Annotated in this window: 16 protein-coding genes; 13 read left to right on the top strand and 3 right to left on the bottom strand. The window is 26.6% G+C overall.

Annotation, left to right across the window (positions count from 1 at the left end; all coding sequences use genetic code 11):
- Positions 1–82: 82 nt before the first annotated feature.
- From AS160_RS02180 to AS160_RS02150, 7 genes are all read left to right on the top strand, one after another.
- Complete coding sequence (locus AS160_RS02180) at positions 83–2,020, top strand: hypothetical protein (protein WP_165144350.1); 1,938 nt, start codon at positions 83–85, stop codon at positions 2,018–2,020.
- A 4-nt stretch (positions 2,021–2,024) separates the two neighbouring features.
- Positions 2,025–3,116 (top strand): BMP family ABC transporter substrate-binding protein, encoded by a 1,092-nt coding sequence (locus AS160_RS02175; RefSeq protein ID WP_165144349.1) that lies wholly within the window; start codon positions 2,025–2,027, stop codon positions 3,114–3,116.
- Between the two features lie 169 nt (positions 3,117–3,285).
- Positions 3,286–4,830 (top strand): ABC transporter ATP-binding protein, encoded by a 1,545-nt coding sequence (locus tag AS160_RS02170; RefSeq protein ID WP_165144405.1) that lies wholly within the window; start codon positions 3,286–3,288, stop codon positions 4,828–4,830.
- 16 nt (positions 4,831–4,846) lie between these two features.
- Positions 4,847–5,881, top strand: a complete 1,035-nt coding sequence (locus AS160_RS02165; protein WP_165144403.1) for an ABC transporter permease — start codon at positions 4,847–4,849, stop codon at positions 5,879–5,881.
- Positions 5,878–6,828, top strand: coding sequence for an ABC transporter permease (locus AS160_RS02160; RefSeq protein ID WP_165144348.1), 951 nt, complete (start codon positions 5,878–5,880; stop codon positions 6,826–6,828). Before AS160_RS02165 ends, AS160_RS02160 begins: the two co-directional genes overlap by 4 nt.
- Positions 6,829–6,918: 90 nt before the next feature.
- Positions 6,919–8,034 carry an MFS transporter gene (locus AS160_RS02155; protein WP_165144347.1) on the top strand — a complete coding sequence of 372 codons (1,116 nt, stop codon included), beginning with the start codon at positions 6,919–6,921 and terminating at the stop codon, positions 8,032–8,034.
- A 10-nt stretch (positions 8,035–8,044) separates the two neighbouring features.
- A complete protein-coding gene (locus tag AS160_RS02150; protein WP_165144346.1) occupies positions 8,045–8,374 on the top strand; it encodes a hypothetical protein in 330 nt (109 codons plus the stop codon).
- An 18-nt stretch (positions 8,375–8,392) separates the two neighbouring features.
- On the opposite strand, the gene AS160_RS02145 is transcribed toward AS160_RS02150, so the two are convergent.
- Together AS160_RS02145 and AS160_RS02140 are read right to left on the bottom strand one after the other, a co-directional pair.
- Positions 8,393–9,430 carry a DUF362 domain-containing protein gene (locus tag AS160_RS02145; protein WP_165144345.1) on the bottom strand — a complete coding sequence of 346 codons (1,038 nt, stop codon included), beginning with the start codon at positions 9,428–9,430 and terminating at the stop codon, positions 8,393–8,395.
- 20 nt (positions 9,431–9,450) lie between these two features.
- Entirely contained in the window at positions 9,451–10,371 is a 921-nt protein-coding gene (locus tag AS160_RS02140) for an alpha/beta hydrolase (protein ID WP_165144344.1), read from the bottom strand.
- Positions 10,372–10,509: 138 nt separating this feature from the next.
- Between AS160_RS02140 and AS160_RS02135 the strand changes: the two genes are divergently transcribed.
- Positions 10,510–11,130, top strand: coding sequence for a deoxynucleoside kinase (locus AS160_RS02135; RefSeq protein WP_165144343.1), 621 nt, complete (start codon positions 10,510–10,512; stop codon positions 11,128–11,130).
- A 1-nt stretch (position 11,131) separates the two neighbouring features.
- A complete protein-coding gene (locus AS160_RS02130; protein WP_165144342.1) occupies positions 11,132–11,758 on the top strand; it encodes a deoxynucleoside kinase in 627 nt (208 codons plus the stop codon).
- 15 nt (positions 11,759–11,773) lie between these two features.
- Here AS160_RS02130 and msrA read toward each other — a convergent pair whose 3' ends face one another.
- A complete protein-coding gene (gene msrA / locus AS160_RS02125; RefSeq protein ID WP_165144341.1) occupies positions 11,774–12,271 on the bottom strand; it encodes a peptide-methionine (S)-S-oxide reductase MsrA in 498 nt (165 codons plus the stop codon).
- 111 nt (positions 12,272–12,382) lie between these two features.
- Between msrA and AS160_RS11210 the strand changes: the two genes are divergently transcribed.
- Genes AS160_RS11210 through AS160_RS02105 form a run of 4 tightly spaced genes read left to right on the top strand, consistent with a single transcriptional unit; the run spans position 12,383 to position 15,395 of the window.
- Positions 12,383–13,300: a hypothetical protein gene (locus AS160_RS11210; protein ID WP_206528041.1), complete on the top strand. Its 918-nt coding sequence runs from the start codon at positions 12,383–12,385 to the stop codon at positions 13,298–13,300.
- Positions 13,297–14,358 carry a glycosyltransferase family 2 protein gene (locus tag AS160_RS02115; RefSeq protein ID WP_206528040.1) on the top strand — a complete coding sequence of 354 codons (1,062 nt, stop codon included), beginning with the start codon at positions 13,297–13,299 and terminating at the stop codon, positions 14,356–14,358. The genes AS160_RS11210 and AS160_RS02115 overlap by 4 nt, the downstream gene beginning before the upstream one ends.
- Positions 14,351–14,926, top strand: a complete 576-nt coding sequence (locus AS160_RS02110) for a glycerol-3-phosphate acyltransferase (protein ID WP_165144340.1) — start codon at positions 14,351–14,353, stop codon at positions 14,924–14,926. Before AS160_RS02115 ends, AS160_RS02110 begins: the two co-directional genes overlap by 8 nt.
- 1 nt (position 14,927) lies before the next feature.
- On the top strand, positions 14,928–15,395 hold the full coding sequence (locus tag AS160_RS02105; RefSeq protein WP_165144339.1) for a nuclear transport factor 2 family protein: 468 nt from the start codon (positions 14,928–14,930) through the stop codon (positions 15,393–15,395).
- The last annotated feature ends 1 nt before the right edge of the window (position 15,396 follow it).

Raw genomic sequence — 15,396 nt, 5'->3', positions numbered from 1 at the left:
TATGATAATATCCTTTTGCAATTTTTCTCAAATTAAGATTTTGTGATATAATAATATTAGCCATTTTATAGGAGGTGCTTTTGTGAAAAAGGTTATTTTTACTATTATATTTTCACTTATTGCTTTAAGCATGTTTTCACTAAATATGGATGACATAAAGAGTTATTATACTACTTATATCAATGAATATGAATCAAATTCCGAAAATTTAAATTGGTTTTTTACGGAATTAAAAAACTTAGGATTATATAAGTTTTATAAAACTCAAATGGTTGGAAGTGCCGAATATACTGATAGACCATCTTATATTTCGAAACATTTATCTACTATATCTGAAAATCACTCGTTTAAATCATTAGAAGAAGAAATTGCATTTTCAGGTTTTCTTGCATATGTAGAAAGTAAGCTTTCCGGAAAAACATTAAAAGAAGAAACTATTAGATCCTTACCTGCTTTTTATCTAGCTTTAGAAGAATATTCTTCATATTTGCAAGATAATGGATTCTTATATATAAAAAATGCTATAGCTTATTCATTAGGATTAGTTAAAGATTCTCCAAATAAAACATTAATAATGAAAAAAATGAAAAATAGAAAAGCCGAACTTGAATTCCCAGAATATTATATATATGATGGTGAAGCAGATGAATTTTTTGATAACATTATTTCTAAAAATAAGGATTTATTGGAAGATGGCATAAATGAAATTTCAAAAATGATGATAACTGGAGAAGATTTAGAAATCGAAATTGATGATTTAGCTTCCAGGGTTTTATCTTTTGTTCCTGACACTATTAAAAATGATACACAAAATATTATTTCAATATTTTTAAATAATGCTAAGGTCGAAAAAAGTAATGAATGGATTAGATTTATAATATATATAGCTATTATATTAGCAATATACATTATGAAAAAAACAAACTTATACAAATGGGCTTTTTTTGTAATATTAATTTCAGAAGTAATATATATATTATTCTATTATAATTTTACTAAAGATATGATCACATCATTTATATACGGTTCATTTATCTTCACAGCATTTTTATTAACTTTAATTGTTTTATTCTTTAAAGCTTTTGGTAGAAATACATCATTATTATCTAGAATAATAAATATTTCATTTATTATAATTATTGGATTTTTATTTACAATTCCTCTTTTCACTGATGTTCAAGAAATAAAAATGGAAAATAACATTGATTTTCATAATTCTCCAATGCAAAAAGAATTATTAAATGACACTTTGATATATCCATACTCATTTGTAAATAAAGATGTTGCGTATATAGGTTCTCAATTATCAGCTGAATTTTCTGAAATAAGAAATATTTACAATCAATCTTTAAAGAAATTTTTATTAGATTCAGGAAAAAATAATATTTTAGATTATTTAACTTTTGAAGATGGTAAAGTATCTATGGATTTATTGGAAAAAGGAATATATATTGACAATATTGAAGTTTATAAAGAATTAACAGATAACTTTAGGAAAGTATTGGAAGATTTTGAAAAATCGTCTCAAAAGAGATATGAAAATATTTATAATGGCTTAAATATCTATAATAATCATGTAGCTAATATCTTAAAATATTCAGATAAAGAATTTATGGACTTATTCAAAAACAACCTTGAAACAAAATTAATAAAATCTAATGTTTTAATAAACTTCAAACCAAATTTATTGAAAGTTTTTTCAAATGAAATTAATTCTCCAATTAATTTAAAAGCTATTATTACAGATTGGGGAACAAAAATATTGATATTATTGATTATAGGATTTTTATTCTTTAATTTGAATGAAACACTATTATTTAAATTAACAGGTTTATCGATTATGGTAATTGCATCAATATTGTCATTTATAAAACCTGAAACAATACATATTTTATCAGAATTCAAATATCCACTATTAAACGCAAATACCTTTGGAATAAATGCTACTTTTGGATTATTGATGATATTATTTACCGCATTAAGCGGATTAAAAATTATTAAATTCTATAAAGGGAGGTAAGGTTATGAAGAAAGCTGTACTTTTAGTATTATTATTAGCATTAGTAGTTTCATCATTTGCTTTCAAAGTTATTATGGTAACAGACGTTGGGGGATTAGGTGACAAATCATTTAATGATGGAACTTGGAATGGTGTTTTAATGGCAAAAGAAAAATACGGTATTGATGTTCAAGCAATTCAATCAAAAGAACAAAGTGACTATGTAGATAATTTATCAAATGCTGCTAAAGAAGCTGACGTTGTTATTGCCGTTGGATTTATGATGAGTAATGCATTATTTGATGTTGCTCCTCAATATCCAAGCACAAAGTTCATTGGTATTGATATTGCTCCTCCAGAAGGTGGAAATGTACCTAAAAACGTTCAATTATACTTATTTAAGGAACAAGAATCAGCATTCTTTGTTGGTTATTTAGCGGCAGCTATGACAAAAACTGGAAAAGTTGGTTTTATTGGCGGTATTGCTATTCCTCCAGTTGAAAGATTCAAATATGGTTATGTTGCAGGTGTAAAAACATATAATGCTATCTATGGAGAAAATGTAGAAATAGTTGTTGGTTATACAGAATCATTTGTAGACGCTGCTAAAGGTAAATCAATGGCTTTAGCACAATTTGCAGAAGGTGCTGATATTATATTTGCAGCTGCTGGAGCATGTGGAAACGGTGTTATTGACGCTGCTAAAGAAAAATCATTAAACGTTTATAATGTTTCTCCAGATGCTAATTTAGCTGAAATTATTGACGCATATTATGAAAAAGGTGAAGGTTATTTTGCAATTGGCGTTGACTCAGATCAAGATTATATGGCACCTGGTTATGTATTAGCAAGTGCATTAAAAAGAGTTGACAATGCTTCTTATTATGGTGTAAGAGACGCTTATAGAAACAGATTCAAAGGCGGAGTTGCTACATTAGGTGCTTTAGAAGATGGTGTAAGTTTATCTCCAATGAAATACACAAAAGGATTAGTTCCTGCAAGAATTTTAGCAGAAATAGAATACTTAAATTACGCTATAAAATCTGGATTATTAGTTGTTCCTGATAATGAAAATGATTTAAACAACTTTACAGTTGACGTTGAATTTCCATTCTAATTAAATTATAATAACGGGGCGGGATTATCCCGCCTTATTTATAAATTTTAATGTTAATAGTTTATAAATATTGGTTATATAATCAATATTTATAAGCTATTAATGTTAGGAGGTGTAACAGTTGAGTATAGATTTATCATCAATAAACAAAAAGGAATATGCTGTTATAATGCATAACATTGTAAAGCAATTCCCGAAAGTTTTGGCAAATGATAACGTGAACTTTTTAGTAAAAAAGGGTGAAGTTCATTCTATCATTGGTGAAAATGGAGCAGGTAAGTCAACTTTGATGAATCAATTATATGGTTTATACACACCAACCTCTGGAGATATTTATATTTTTGGAGAAAAAAAAGTATTCAAAGGTCCAGGGGACGCTATAAGAGCTGGTATAGGTATGGTTCACCAACATTTTATGTTGGTAGACACATTAACTGTTGCAGAGAACATTGTCTTGGGTTCAGAACCAAAAAATGGTATGGTTTTTGATTTAAAAAGAGCAAGAAAAGAAGTTAAAGAATTATCCGAAAAATATGGTTTATTTGTAGATGTTGATGCTAAGATAGAAGATATACCTGTTGGTATGCAGCAAAGAGTTGAAATTTTAAAAACTATATATAGAGGGGCTGAAATATTAATTTTAGACGAACCTACTGCCGTTTTAACTCCTCAAGAAACAGAAGAATTATTTGGTATTATTAGGAAATTAAAAGAAGATGGAAAAACTATTATTTTTATTTCTCATAAACTTCATGAAGTTATGGAAATTAGTGATAATATAACAGTTATGAGATTAGGAAAGGTAACTGGTAATGTTGCTGCCAAAGATACAAATGCAAGAGAACTTGCTAATATGATGGTTGGAAGAGAAGTTGTGCTTAGAATAGAAAAAAATAAAAAAACTCCTGGAGATGTTGCTGTTGAAGTTGAAAATCTTTGGGTAAAAGATAATAGAAAATTAGATGCTGTTAGAGGAGTATCATTTAAAATTAGAAAAGGCGAAGTTTTAGGTGTTGCTGGTGTTGCTGGGAATGGTCAAACTGAGCTTGTTGAAGCATTAACTGGTCTTAGAAAAATAGAAAATGGAAAATATATATATAATGGTGAAGACGTTTCTAAAATGACTGTAAGAGAATTAAGAGAAAGAAATATAGGTCATATACCTGAAGATAGATATAAATATGCTATGGTAAAAGAATATCCAAATTATTATAATATGATTTTGGGAAAACATTATAAGGAACCATTTGCAAAAAATGGATTTTTAAATCATAATGTAATATACAAAAATGCTGATATTTTAATTAAAAAGTTTGATGTCAGACCTGCTGATGGAACTATTCCTACTGGTAATTTATCTGGTGGTAATCAACAAAAAGTTGTTATCGCTAGAGAGGTTAGTTTTAATCCAGAATTTATTGTAATTGCACAACCAACTCGTGGTCTAGATGTTGGTGCAATTGAATATGTTCATAAGGAAATATTAAATTTAAGAGATAAAGATGTTGCAGTATTATTAGTTTCTATGGAATTAGAAGAAGTTTTATCTCTTTCAGACAGAATTATTGTTATGTATGAAGGAGAAATAATGGGAGAAGTAAAACCCGAAGAAGTAACTATTGAAGAATTAGGTTTAATGATGGCAGGTCATAGATTAGAAGATATAAAGCTTGAAGAAAAGTATGTACATGGAGGGGATTCAATTGAAAAATAAACTCTCAAAAAATGCAATGAGTATTCTCGTTCCAGTAACTTCAGTTATAATAGCATTGTTAATAGCAGCTGTAGTTATACTTTTAATTGGTAAAAATCCGCTAAATGCTTATTGGGTAATGTTAAAGGGTGCTTTTGGCGGAAAGGCAGCTTGGGCTGCAAATATTTCAAAAATGATGCCTCTAGTTTTGACTGGTTTAGCTGTTGGATTTGGATTTAGAGCAGGAATATTTAATATTGGTGCTGAAGGTCAATTGATGATGGGTGCTATATTTGCAACCTTTGTTGGTATAAATTTAGGAAATGTATCTCCTATTGTTGCTATACCTATTACAATGTTAGCTGGTATATTAGGTGGGGCTTTTTGGGCTTCTATTGCAGGTTATTTAAAAGCAGCTACCGGAGCTCATGAAGTTATTACAACAATTATGCTTAACTGGATAGCTGTATATTTAACAAATTATTTTGTTGTAGGTCCTTTGGCCGTTGGGCAAGGTGTTCCTAAATCACCTGAAATTGCTCAAAGTGCTCAATTACCTCCTTTAATGACGGTTCAAGCAAATACTTTACCTTCTGGTATTATTGTTTCAATAGTAGCCGCAATACTTGTTTATATATTATTAGATAAAACTACTACAGGTTATGAAATAAAAGCTGTTGGTTATAATCCATATGCTTCTGAAGCGGGTGCAATTTCTTTAAAGAAAAATATTGTTTTGACTATGGCTATTAGTGGTGCTTTAGCTGGATTAGCTGGTGCTATGGAAGTTATGGCTGTTCATCACAGAATTTTTGGAGACTTCAGTGGTGGTAAAGGTTTTGATGGTATTTCAATTGCATTAATTGGTCAAAATAATCCAATTGGTATTATTTTTGCTGCATTTTTAATATCCTCTTTAAGAACAGGTTCAAATGCTATGCAATTTGCTAAAGTTCCAGATGATATAGTTACAATTATTCAAGGTATTATTATATTCTTAGTTGCAGCTGATAGAATAGTTAGAACATTACTTGCAAAAATGGCCATTTCAAAAGGTGGTGAAACAAAATGAATATTTTTCAAGCAATAATATATAGTTTTTCTACTCCTATTTTCTATAAATTAATGTTATTAAGCGCAACTCCATTGATTTTTGCAGCTTTAGGTGGTGTATTTAGTGAAGTTACTGGTGTTACAAATATTGCTTTAGAAGGTATAATGAAAATATCTGCTTTTTCTGCCGTAGTATTTACATTTTATACTGGCAATCCCTGGATTGGATTAATTGGAGCTTTAATTTCAGGATTAATTTTTGCCTGGTTACATGCGTATGTTTCAATTAGATGGAGTGCTGATCAAATTGTTAGTGCAACTGCATTAATACTTATTGCATCTGGTTTATCAGCGTTTTTAATGGAACCAATTTTTGGTCAATCAGGTCAATCTGACTTTGTTTCAAAAATTCCTAAATTAAAAATGGATTTCTTAAAAGATGTTCCATTTATTGGTCAAATTTTTGACGAATTAAGTATTTTTGTATATCTAGCATTTATTGCTGTAGCTTTAAGTTGGTTCTTAATATATAAAACTCCATTGGGATTAAGAATGAGAGCTGTAGGTGAAAATCCAAAATCAGCAGATACTTTAGGGGTAAATGTATTCAGAATTAGATATTTTGGCGTTTTAATGAGTGGTATTTTAGCAGCTTTAGGTGGAGCATATTTAAGCATCGGAGAATTAGGACAATTCCAAGAAAATATGCCTAGTGGTAAAGGTTTTATTGCTTTAGCAGCTATGATTTTAGGTAATTGGAATCCTGTTGGTGCAATGTGGGCTGCGTTATTATTTGGTGCATCAGATGCTTTAAATATTCAATTGCAATCTATTCTTGATATACCTTCAGAAATGAAAGCATTACTTAATTTATTACCTTTTGTAATTACTATTATAGTTGTTAGTGGATTTGTTGGAAAAACAAGAGCTCCTGCAGCAGATGGTATTCCTTACGAAAAAGAATAATAAGTCCGGCCGAGTGCCGGATTTTTTATTGTATTTTAATATTTTTTATGATATAATTTGTTCGGAATACTAACAAACAGGAGGTGTAATATGACCTTTGCAATTTCTTTAGCTCATTTTTTAGCAGATTTTTTAAATTCATTTTTTAAACCATTAGGTCCATATTTTATTGAAAGATATGGTATAGATAGTAGAACATTTGCTAGTTTAATAACATTAATAGGTGCTTTTTCATCAATTTTTCAAATAGTTTTTGGATTATACTTTGATAGAAAAAAAAGGGATGGAATATATGTATTTTTATTAATATTTTTAGAAATACTCTTAATTTCACTAATAGGATTTATAAATAGCTTTTATATATTAATAATTTTAATCTTCTTTATTAGATTAGTAAATTCTGCTTTTCACCCTGTAGGTGCAAGTTTTGCAGGAAGATTAAATAAAGGTTCTCATATAGCTTGGTTTTCAGTTTTTGGAACATTTGGAGCTGCATTGGGACCAATATTTATTACAGCATATATAAAATTATTTGGAATTGAAAAATTATATTATGTTGGTATATTCAGCCTATTATTTCTAATAATATTTTATAAAAAATTATGGCATTATGAAAAAACAGTCATTGCAGAAAAAAGGTTACCAAGTTTTAATGAAGTAATTGTATTATTACCTGTTTTCTTAATGGTTGTTCTAAGGGGATTTATAATGGATATATTCCATACATTTGTTCCAATATATGTTAATCTTAAAGGATCTAGTTTGGTTATAGGAGGAGCTACTTTAAGTATTGGTATGATTGTTGGTATGTTTACAAATTATTATGGTTCAATTTTAAGAGATAAAATTGGAATAAAATTTATTAATTTAATAGGTTTTTTGGGTATGGGATTTTTTGGAATATCATTACTATATATGAATTCAGAAATTACTAGAGTGTTGGCTTTTGCTGCCTTTGATGCATTTGGATTTTTAACTATGTCAGCTAATTTAGTAGAAGCTCAATTTTTAATGCCTAAAAATAAAAGTTTTGCATCATCTGTATCTATGGGATTTGCATGGGCTATAGGTAATTTTATATCTAGTGGATACTCAGCTATTTTTGGAAATAATGTACCTTTTGTATTGTTAAGTGTAAGTATTATTTCTATATTATTAGGTATAATATATCCTATAGTATATAAAAGGAAATCTAATTTACAATAGAGGTGATTATATGTTTTTTGATAATGATTCGGAAAATGATTTTGATGAAATAGACGATTTAGAAGAATTGTTTGAAAAAATGAATAAAGAAGAAGAACATTGCCCTGAATGTGTACAATGCGGGTATTGTTGTAAACATACACCATGTTATTATGGAAAATGGAATGCAGAAAAAAATCAATGTGAATATTTAACTGAGGATAATAAATGCAGTAAATATAATGAAATTGTAGAATACGAAAATAGTATTAATTTAAAAGTAAAAATGTTTGGTTCGGGATGTTGTTTAAATTATTTAAATCCTGATAGATTAAAAAAAATAAAAGAGAAAGAGGATTAATCCCTCTTTCTCTTTTTTCTATATAATTTTTCTAATTAACTTTATAGCATCTTGCGGACAAACTTCATGACAAACATAACACCTTATACATTTTGAATAATCAATTGTTTTATTATTATCTATATCTATAGCTTCTGCTGGACATCTACTTTCACATATTTTACAAGATATACATTTATCAGCATTGATTTTTGGAACTCTTTCAAAAACTCTTGTTAAATTAGTCACCGTTTCAAATATTGGAGCTGTTAAAGGTAATTTTATTTTACCACCCTCCCAATCACTTTCTAAATCATAGTTAGGAATTAAATTTCTTTTCATCGCTTCTTTGATAATATATACATATTTTTCTTTTACATTTAATGATTTTATTATAGCGTGATCTAATGCATATGCATTTTCAGAAACACCTATTACATTAAATCTTTTTTGAACCCCATTTGCTGGACCATTGCCTTCCATACCCAAAATCCCATCCATTATATTTAATGTTGGTTTTACTATATTATGAATATCAATAATTACATTTGCAAAATTAGTATTGGTTTTTGCTCTAAAATGCCATGCTGATTTTTCTTTTCCAACAACACATCCAAATGTGTTTTTCACAGCTAATGTCATTATCATTTGAACATGTGTTTTTAATTTGGCAATATTTACGATTTTATCTGCTTCTAAAACCTTTTTAGATATTTTAATTCCTTTATATATTTCTCCATCTACATCAATTGGATCATCTAATTCTACTACTGGAACATTTAATTTTTTACATACATCATATATACCATTTGCTTTGACTGCTTCTAAAGCAGTTCCAGTTGCAGGACTATCTCCTAAATATGGTTTTGTACCTAAATCCAATAAGAATTTTAATACAACTCCTACTACCTTTGGATGAGTTGTAATACCTGTTTCAACATTTTTTGGCGATAATAAATTTGGTTTTACTAATACTTTTTCACCTTCATTAAATTTATCTTTGAATTTTTCTAAAATTGGCAATAATATATTCTCAACATTATCATAATCATCGCATTTTTTTAAATATACTTTCATATTATACCTCCTATAATTTATTAAATTTTTTTATCATATAATATAATGTTATCAAAAAATCTTATAGTCTTTTTTAATATATATCTTTTAAAAACATATGAAGATAAATGTCCCGACGGAATATTATATAATTCTTTTTTAGCCTTTATTCTTTCATATAAATCTAAAGTAGATTTTTTGGGAATAAATATATCAAATAATGCTCTAAAAATTATAGTAGGTGATTTTATAAATTTTGCAAATGTTGATGGATCATATTCAAAGCATGCAATTGGAGCTTTATCTAATTCAATATCTGGATTATTTAAATTTCTTAAATATTCTGGATATTCTTTTATGTGATAATTCAAACATTTTTCAGGATTACATTCTTTATTTTCTTCATACTGGACTCTTAAAACTCCAGTAACAAAACTCTTCCAGGTTATATGATAAAAATTACCTCCTGTAACCGCTAAGGATAATCCTTTAATATCATCTCTTAATGATGCAGCTATTGTAGATACCATCCCGCCAAAACTAAATCCCATTAGAAATAATTTTTTTGAAAATCTTTCTTTTAAATAATTTAATGTCGTAAGTGTATCCACTACTGAATGCTCAAATCTTGATCTTAATATTTCATTATTTGTAGTTGACAGAAATAATTCTCCACTTTTATATCCTTTAGGTGTCCTATCAAAATGATATGGTAATATCATTAATGCACTATTATAACCATTTTTAGCAAAATTTTCTGGAAACCATTTTAAATATTTTAAATTTTTAGTACCTAATCCATGTATAAAAAGAAGTGTTTTATCAGAATTGGCATTGTATATATACAATGGTATTTTAGAAGATTCTGGATATTCACACGGAAAATTTGATTTTAAAATTGTTTTCTCTTTCTCTTCTTTTAATATTACAGGATTATTATCATAATTTTTTGCAAATATCATATTACACCTCACAATTTATAGTTATTGTGATTAAAATAACTACAACATATAGTAATTTTAAAGAAAATTAAAGAAAGATTAAATATTTTTAATATATAATGATATCACTTATTATTATAACACTTTTAGGGGTGAAATATGGATACAATATCAAAATATTTCAAAGGAAAATCAATTAGAATTAATATCGAAGGAAATATCGGCAGTGGAAAAACAACTTTAGCTAACGCTTTATTTTATAAACTAAATGCTGATGAATTAATATTAGAAGAGTTTGAAAATAATCCATATCTACCATTATTGTATAAAAATGAAGATGTTGGATTTCAAACAGAAATGTTTTTTTTAGTTTCAAGGTATAAGCAATATCATAAGAATAATTTTTCTAATCTTGTAATATCTGACTATGATATGCTAAAAAATAAAATATTCGCTGATATTACAATTACTAATAAAAATGAAAAAGAAAAGTTTTTTAAAATATTTGATATTTTAACAGAAGATATATCTAAGCCTGATGTACTAATATATATAGATACAGATGTTGATACTATTGTAGAGAGAATAAAAAAAAGGAATAGAGATATGGAAAAAATAATAGCTAGAGAATATTTAGAATTGGTAGATAAAGGTTACAAGAAATATTTTTCTAAAAAGAAAGATTATTTATATATAGATGGTAATAAATTTAATGTTTTTGACGAAAAGCAATTAAAAGAATTAATAAAAAATATAATAAAGTACATGGAGGGGAAATAATATGGGAAAAATGATTGTTTTAGCAGGAAATGTGGGGGCGGGCAAATCAACTTTTACAAAAGTATTATCCGAGAGATTAGGTTTTGTTCCTTTTTATGAATCTGTAAATGATAATCCTTTTTTAGAAGATTTTTACAAAGATCAAAAAAAATGGTCATATCATCTACAAACTTTTTTTCTTTTTCATAGATTTAATAGTATAAAACAAATTATAGATTTAGATGAAAATGCAATATTAGATAGATCTATATACGAAGATGCAGAAATTTTTGCAAGAAATTTATACAATAATGGAAAAATGAGCAAAAGAGAGTATGAAACATATAATCAAATATTTTATACAATGCTAGAATTTCTTAAAAAACCTGATTTATTAATATATATTAAAACTAGTGTAGATACAATAGTCAATAGAATTAAAAAAAGAGGAAGAGATATGGAAATGCAAGTTCCTATAGAATATTGGAAACAATTAGATAATTTATACAAAGATTGGATAAATACTTATGATCAATCTAAAATATATGTAGTAGACGGAGATACTATTGATATAGTTGAAAATCCAGAGTATATTGATAACATTATTTCAGATATTTCAGAAATATTAGAATTAGAAAATGTAAAATAATAGCCGCTTTTGCGGCTATATTTTAAAATTAATCCATACATTTCTCCTATAATGACAATATGGTTGTTTCCCAGTTTTATCATAATAATCTTGATGATAATCTTCTGCCTGATAAAACTTTTTTGCTTCTTCTATAGACGTTTCAACTGTATATTTTTCTTCCAATACTTTTTTTAATTTTTCAGCAATTTCTTTTTGAATTTCATTAGTATAAAAAATAACACTTCTATATTGAGTTCCTACATCAGGACCCTGCCTATTATATTCTGTAAAATCATGAATTTCAAAAAAGTATTTAATTAATTCTTCTTCAGAAATCAAATCCTTATCAAAAACTATCTTTACTGTTTCAGCGTGGCCTGTTCTTCCTGTACAAACATCTTCATATGTTGGATTTTCTAAATTTCCTCCCATATATCCAACCTCTGTTTCAATTACACCTTCTAATTTTTTAAATAAATGCTCAACACCCCAAAAACATCCTGCGGCAAAATAAATTATATCTTTATTCATAATATCACTCCTATAATTATTTTAAAATTATTATCATTACATATATTATATTGTTTTTTTATTAAATGTTTGTTATAATATACGTAAAGAAATTGTCATTTTGGAGGGATTATGAAGAAAATATTATATTTATATTTACTAGTCACTATATTTTGTTTTTCTAATTATAATGATTTTTTTGATGCTGCTTCAAAATTTGCTTTGATACCTAAATTAGATGAAAATTATGTTCCTCAAGGATTATCCAATTATAATAATTGGATTATTATTTCATATTATAGCAATAAAAATAAGCCAAGTATTTTAGCTGTTTTAGATAAAAATACTGGTAATTTTATTAAACATTTAGAACTATATTTTTCTAATGGAAAACCATACAAAGGACATGCTGGTGGTGTAACTGTAAGCAAAAAATACATATGGATATCTTCTGATTATCATATATTTAAGATACCAAATGATATTATTAATTCAAAAGGAAAAATCAATATTATAGAGAGTATAAAAATTCCTGTAAAAGGAGCTTTTATACAGTATTATAATGATTATATATGGGTAGGGGAATTTTACCACTTTTATGATTATTTAACAAACCATAAGATGATTAATAGAAATAATGATGAGTATAATGCCTGGATAATTGGTTTTTCATTAGATAAAAATGAAAATATTAAATCTCTTGAAAAGATTTTTTCTATACCAGATACCGTTCAAGATATTGAATTTATTGATAATTATATTGTTTTAAGCAGATCATATGGAAGAAAAAATGATTCCGTTTTAGAGTTTTATCTTAATGAAGAGAAACCTCATACAACTATAAATTTTTTAAACAAAAAAATTCCCGTATGGTTTTTAGATAATTTAGTAAAAAAAATAAATATTTTGCCAATGTCAGAAGGAATTACTAAAATTGATAATTCATTGTATATCTTATTTGAATCGGCTGCATTAAAATATATACATTCTGGCAAATATCCAACAAAATATATATGGAAATTAGATTTAGAAAAGTTGGTGAATAAATGAATATATTTTTTTATTTTTCATTTATAATATTATCTTTGATTTTTATTTTTAATGGAAAAAGAAAATTGTTAAATCATAATATAAATACTAATCAATATCAAAAAATATCTATTATTATACCTGCAAGAAATGAAGAAAAAAATATTGCAAAAATTTTATATAGTATTATTAATCAATGTTATAAACCATATGAAATTATTGTAGTAGATGATTCATCGACTGATAAAACCCATGAAATTGTAAAAAATTTTATTGACAAAGGATTTGAGGTTAAATTAATTAGACTTAATAGTGATCCACCAAAAGGTTGGAATGGAAAATCATGGGCAATTTGGAATGGTTATTTGAATTCTAAAGGTGATTATTTATTATTTTTAGATGCTGATGTTGAACTAAATAAAAATGCACTTGAAATATTGATTAATTATTATATGAAAACAAATGGGCTAATATCCGTATGGCCATATCAAAAACTAGAAAAATTCTATGAACATTTAATTTTTTTATTTAATATAATTATTGTTCACGGTAGCAATATGATAAGATCAAATAAACCCTCAGGTGCATTTGGACCTGTTATATTAACTAGCAGAAAAAATTATGAATTAACTCGCGGACACGAAGCCATCAAAGATTCAGTATTAGAAGATATTAAACTTGGACAATTATATGTTAAAAACAATATCAATGTTTCTAATTATTTAGGAAATAATATTATTAAATTTAGAATGTATCCAAATGGTCTATCTCAGCTATTTGAAGGATTTACAAAAAATATATCTTCAGGTTCAATAAGTGGTGGATTTATAAATTTAATAATAGCATTATTATGGATATTTTCTATATTCCATTTATTTTTTACTTTTAATATATTATATTATTTTACTATTGTTTTTTTGTTATTTTTTATTTCTAAAGATTTAGGCGATTTTAAATGGTATGATTATCTTATTTTCCCAGTTCATTTAATATTTTTTGCTATTACTTTTTTCTACTCTTTATATAGAAAAATATTTGTTCATACCGTTACATGGAAGGGAAGAAATATAGATGTATAAACTTTTCATTATTCTTTTACAATTTCTTTCAGGATCTATTATGTATTCATATATATTTGCAAAGTTAGCTAATGTGGATTTAAGTAGATATCGAGATGGAAATCCAGGATCATCTAATCTTTGGAGGATAAAAGGATGGAAATTTGGATTTCCTGCTATGATATTGGATTTTTTAAAAGGAATATTTCCAATAATTCTATTTAAAAATATAGATAATATTACTTTAAATATTGCTTTAATCGCAGGTATTGCTGGACACGCTTTTTCACCTTGGTTAAATTTCAAAGGCGGAAAATCCATTGCTATAACTTTTGGTGCATGGACTTTAGCAACTATCGGAGAAGCTCCTATAATTATGGGTAGTGTTTTAGTATTGTTAAAAAAATTGTTTAACAAAGAAAAATCCCCAGAAAAAGATTTTATTATTTTCATTATTGGCTATCTTTTTTTAATACCGTACATTATTTTAAAGAAAAAATATTATTTATTCATTCTGTTTATATGTAACTTATTAATAATATTATACAAACATAAAATAGAGATAAAAAATATATTTGTGGAGGGATAATATGGATAATATAAAAACAAATGAAAATACAAAATATGCCGTTAAAGATATTGAACATTTAAAAGAATTATGGTCAAAAACATATAACACTGATGGAAAACCTGATTGGTCACATCTATTGCCATATTATCATGAAAATATTCATTTTAGAGACTCTATTCAGGAAATTAATGGATTGAAAGATTTCAAAGAAATGATTGAAAGGCTTACTAAAAGATCAAAAAAATTAGAAATGAAAATTGTTAACGCTGTACAAAATGGAAATATAATGTTTTTAGAATGGGAGATGACTATTTTATTTAAAAAAACTAGAACTTCAGTAGTATATGGAGCTAGTAGGGTTATTTTAAATGAAGAAGGAAAAATCATTGATCAAAGAGATTATTATGATTTATGGGGAGACATATTTGATAATATCACCGGATTAGCAAAACCATATAGAAGATTTATGAGAAGGGTGTTTGGATAAT

Origin of the sequence: Marinitoga sp. 38H-ov (assembly GCF_011057715.1) — a bacterium.
Taxonomy (GTDB): Bacteria; Thermotogota; Thermotogae; order Petrotogales; family Petrotogaceae; genus Marinitoga.
Note: the sequence above shows the minus strand (reverse complement) of the source record. Positions and strands in the feature narration are given on the sequence as shown.

What these genes read in the sequence shown, in the direction of transcription:
- AS160_RS02175 (WP_165144349.1), top strand. Translation starts at nt 2,025, where the DNA reads ATGAAGAAAGCTGTACTTTTAGTATTATTATTAGCATTAGTAGTTTCA.
- AS160_RS02130 (WP_165144342.1), top strand. Translation starts at nt 11,132, where the DNA reads ATGGGAAAAATGATTGTTTTAGCAGGAAATGTGGGGGCGGGCAAATCA.
- AS160_RS02150 (WP_165144346.1), top strand. Translation starts at nt 8,045, where the DNA reads ATGTTTTTTGATAATGATTCGGAAAATGATTTTGATGAAATAGACGAT.
- AS160_RS11210 (WP_206528041.1), top strand. Translation starts at nt 12,383, where the DNA reads ATGAAGAAAATATTATATTTATATTTACTAGTCACTATATTTTGTTTT.
- msrA (WP_165144341.1), bottom strand. Translation starts at nt 12,271, where the DNA reads ATGAATAAAGATATAATTTATTTTGCCGCAGGATGTTTTTGGGGTGTT.
- AS160_RS02145 (WP_165144345.1), bottom strand. Translation starts at nt 9,430, where the DNA reads ATGAAAGTATATTTAAAAAAATGCGATGATTATGATAATGTTGAGAAT.
- AS160_RS02160 (WP_165144348.1), top strand. Translation starts at nt 5,878, where the DNA reads ATGAATATTTTTCAAGCAATAATATATAGTTTTTCTACTCCTATTTTC.
- AS160_RS02165 (WP_165144403.1), top strand. Translation starts at nt 4,847, where the DNA reads ATGAGTATTCTCGTTCCAGTAACTTCAGTTATAATAGCATTGTTAATA.
- AS160_RS02140 (WP_165144344.1), bottom strand. Translation starts at nt 10,371, where the DNA reads ATGATATTTGCAAAAAATTATGATAATAATCCTGTAATATTAAAAGAA.
- AS160_RS02170 (WP_165144405.1), top strand. Translation starts at nt 3,286, where the DNA reads ATGCATAACATTGTAAAGCAATTCCCGAAAGTTTTGGCAAATGATAAC.
- AS160_RS02105 (WP_165144339.1), top strand. Translation starts at nt 14,928, where the DNA reads ATGGATAATATAAAAACAAATGAAAATACAAAATATGCCGTTAAAGAT.
- AS160_RS02135 (WP_165144343.1), top strand. Translation starts at nt 10,510, where the DNA reads ATGGATACAATATCAAAATATTTCAAAGGAAAATCAATTAGAATTAAT.
- AS160_RS02110 (WP_165144340.1), top strand. Translation starts at nt 14,351, where the DNA reads ATGTATAAACTTTTCATTATTCTTTTACAATTTCTTTCAGGATCTATT.
- AS160_RS02115 (WP_206528040.1), top strand. Translation starts at nt 13,297, where the DNA reads ATGAATATATTTTTTTATTTTTCATTTATAATATTATCTTTGATTTTT.
- AS160_RS02155 (WP_165144347.1), top strand. Translation starts at nt 6,919, where the DNA reads ATGACCTTTGCAATTTCTTTAGCTCATTTTTTAGCAGATTTTTTAAAT.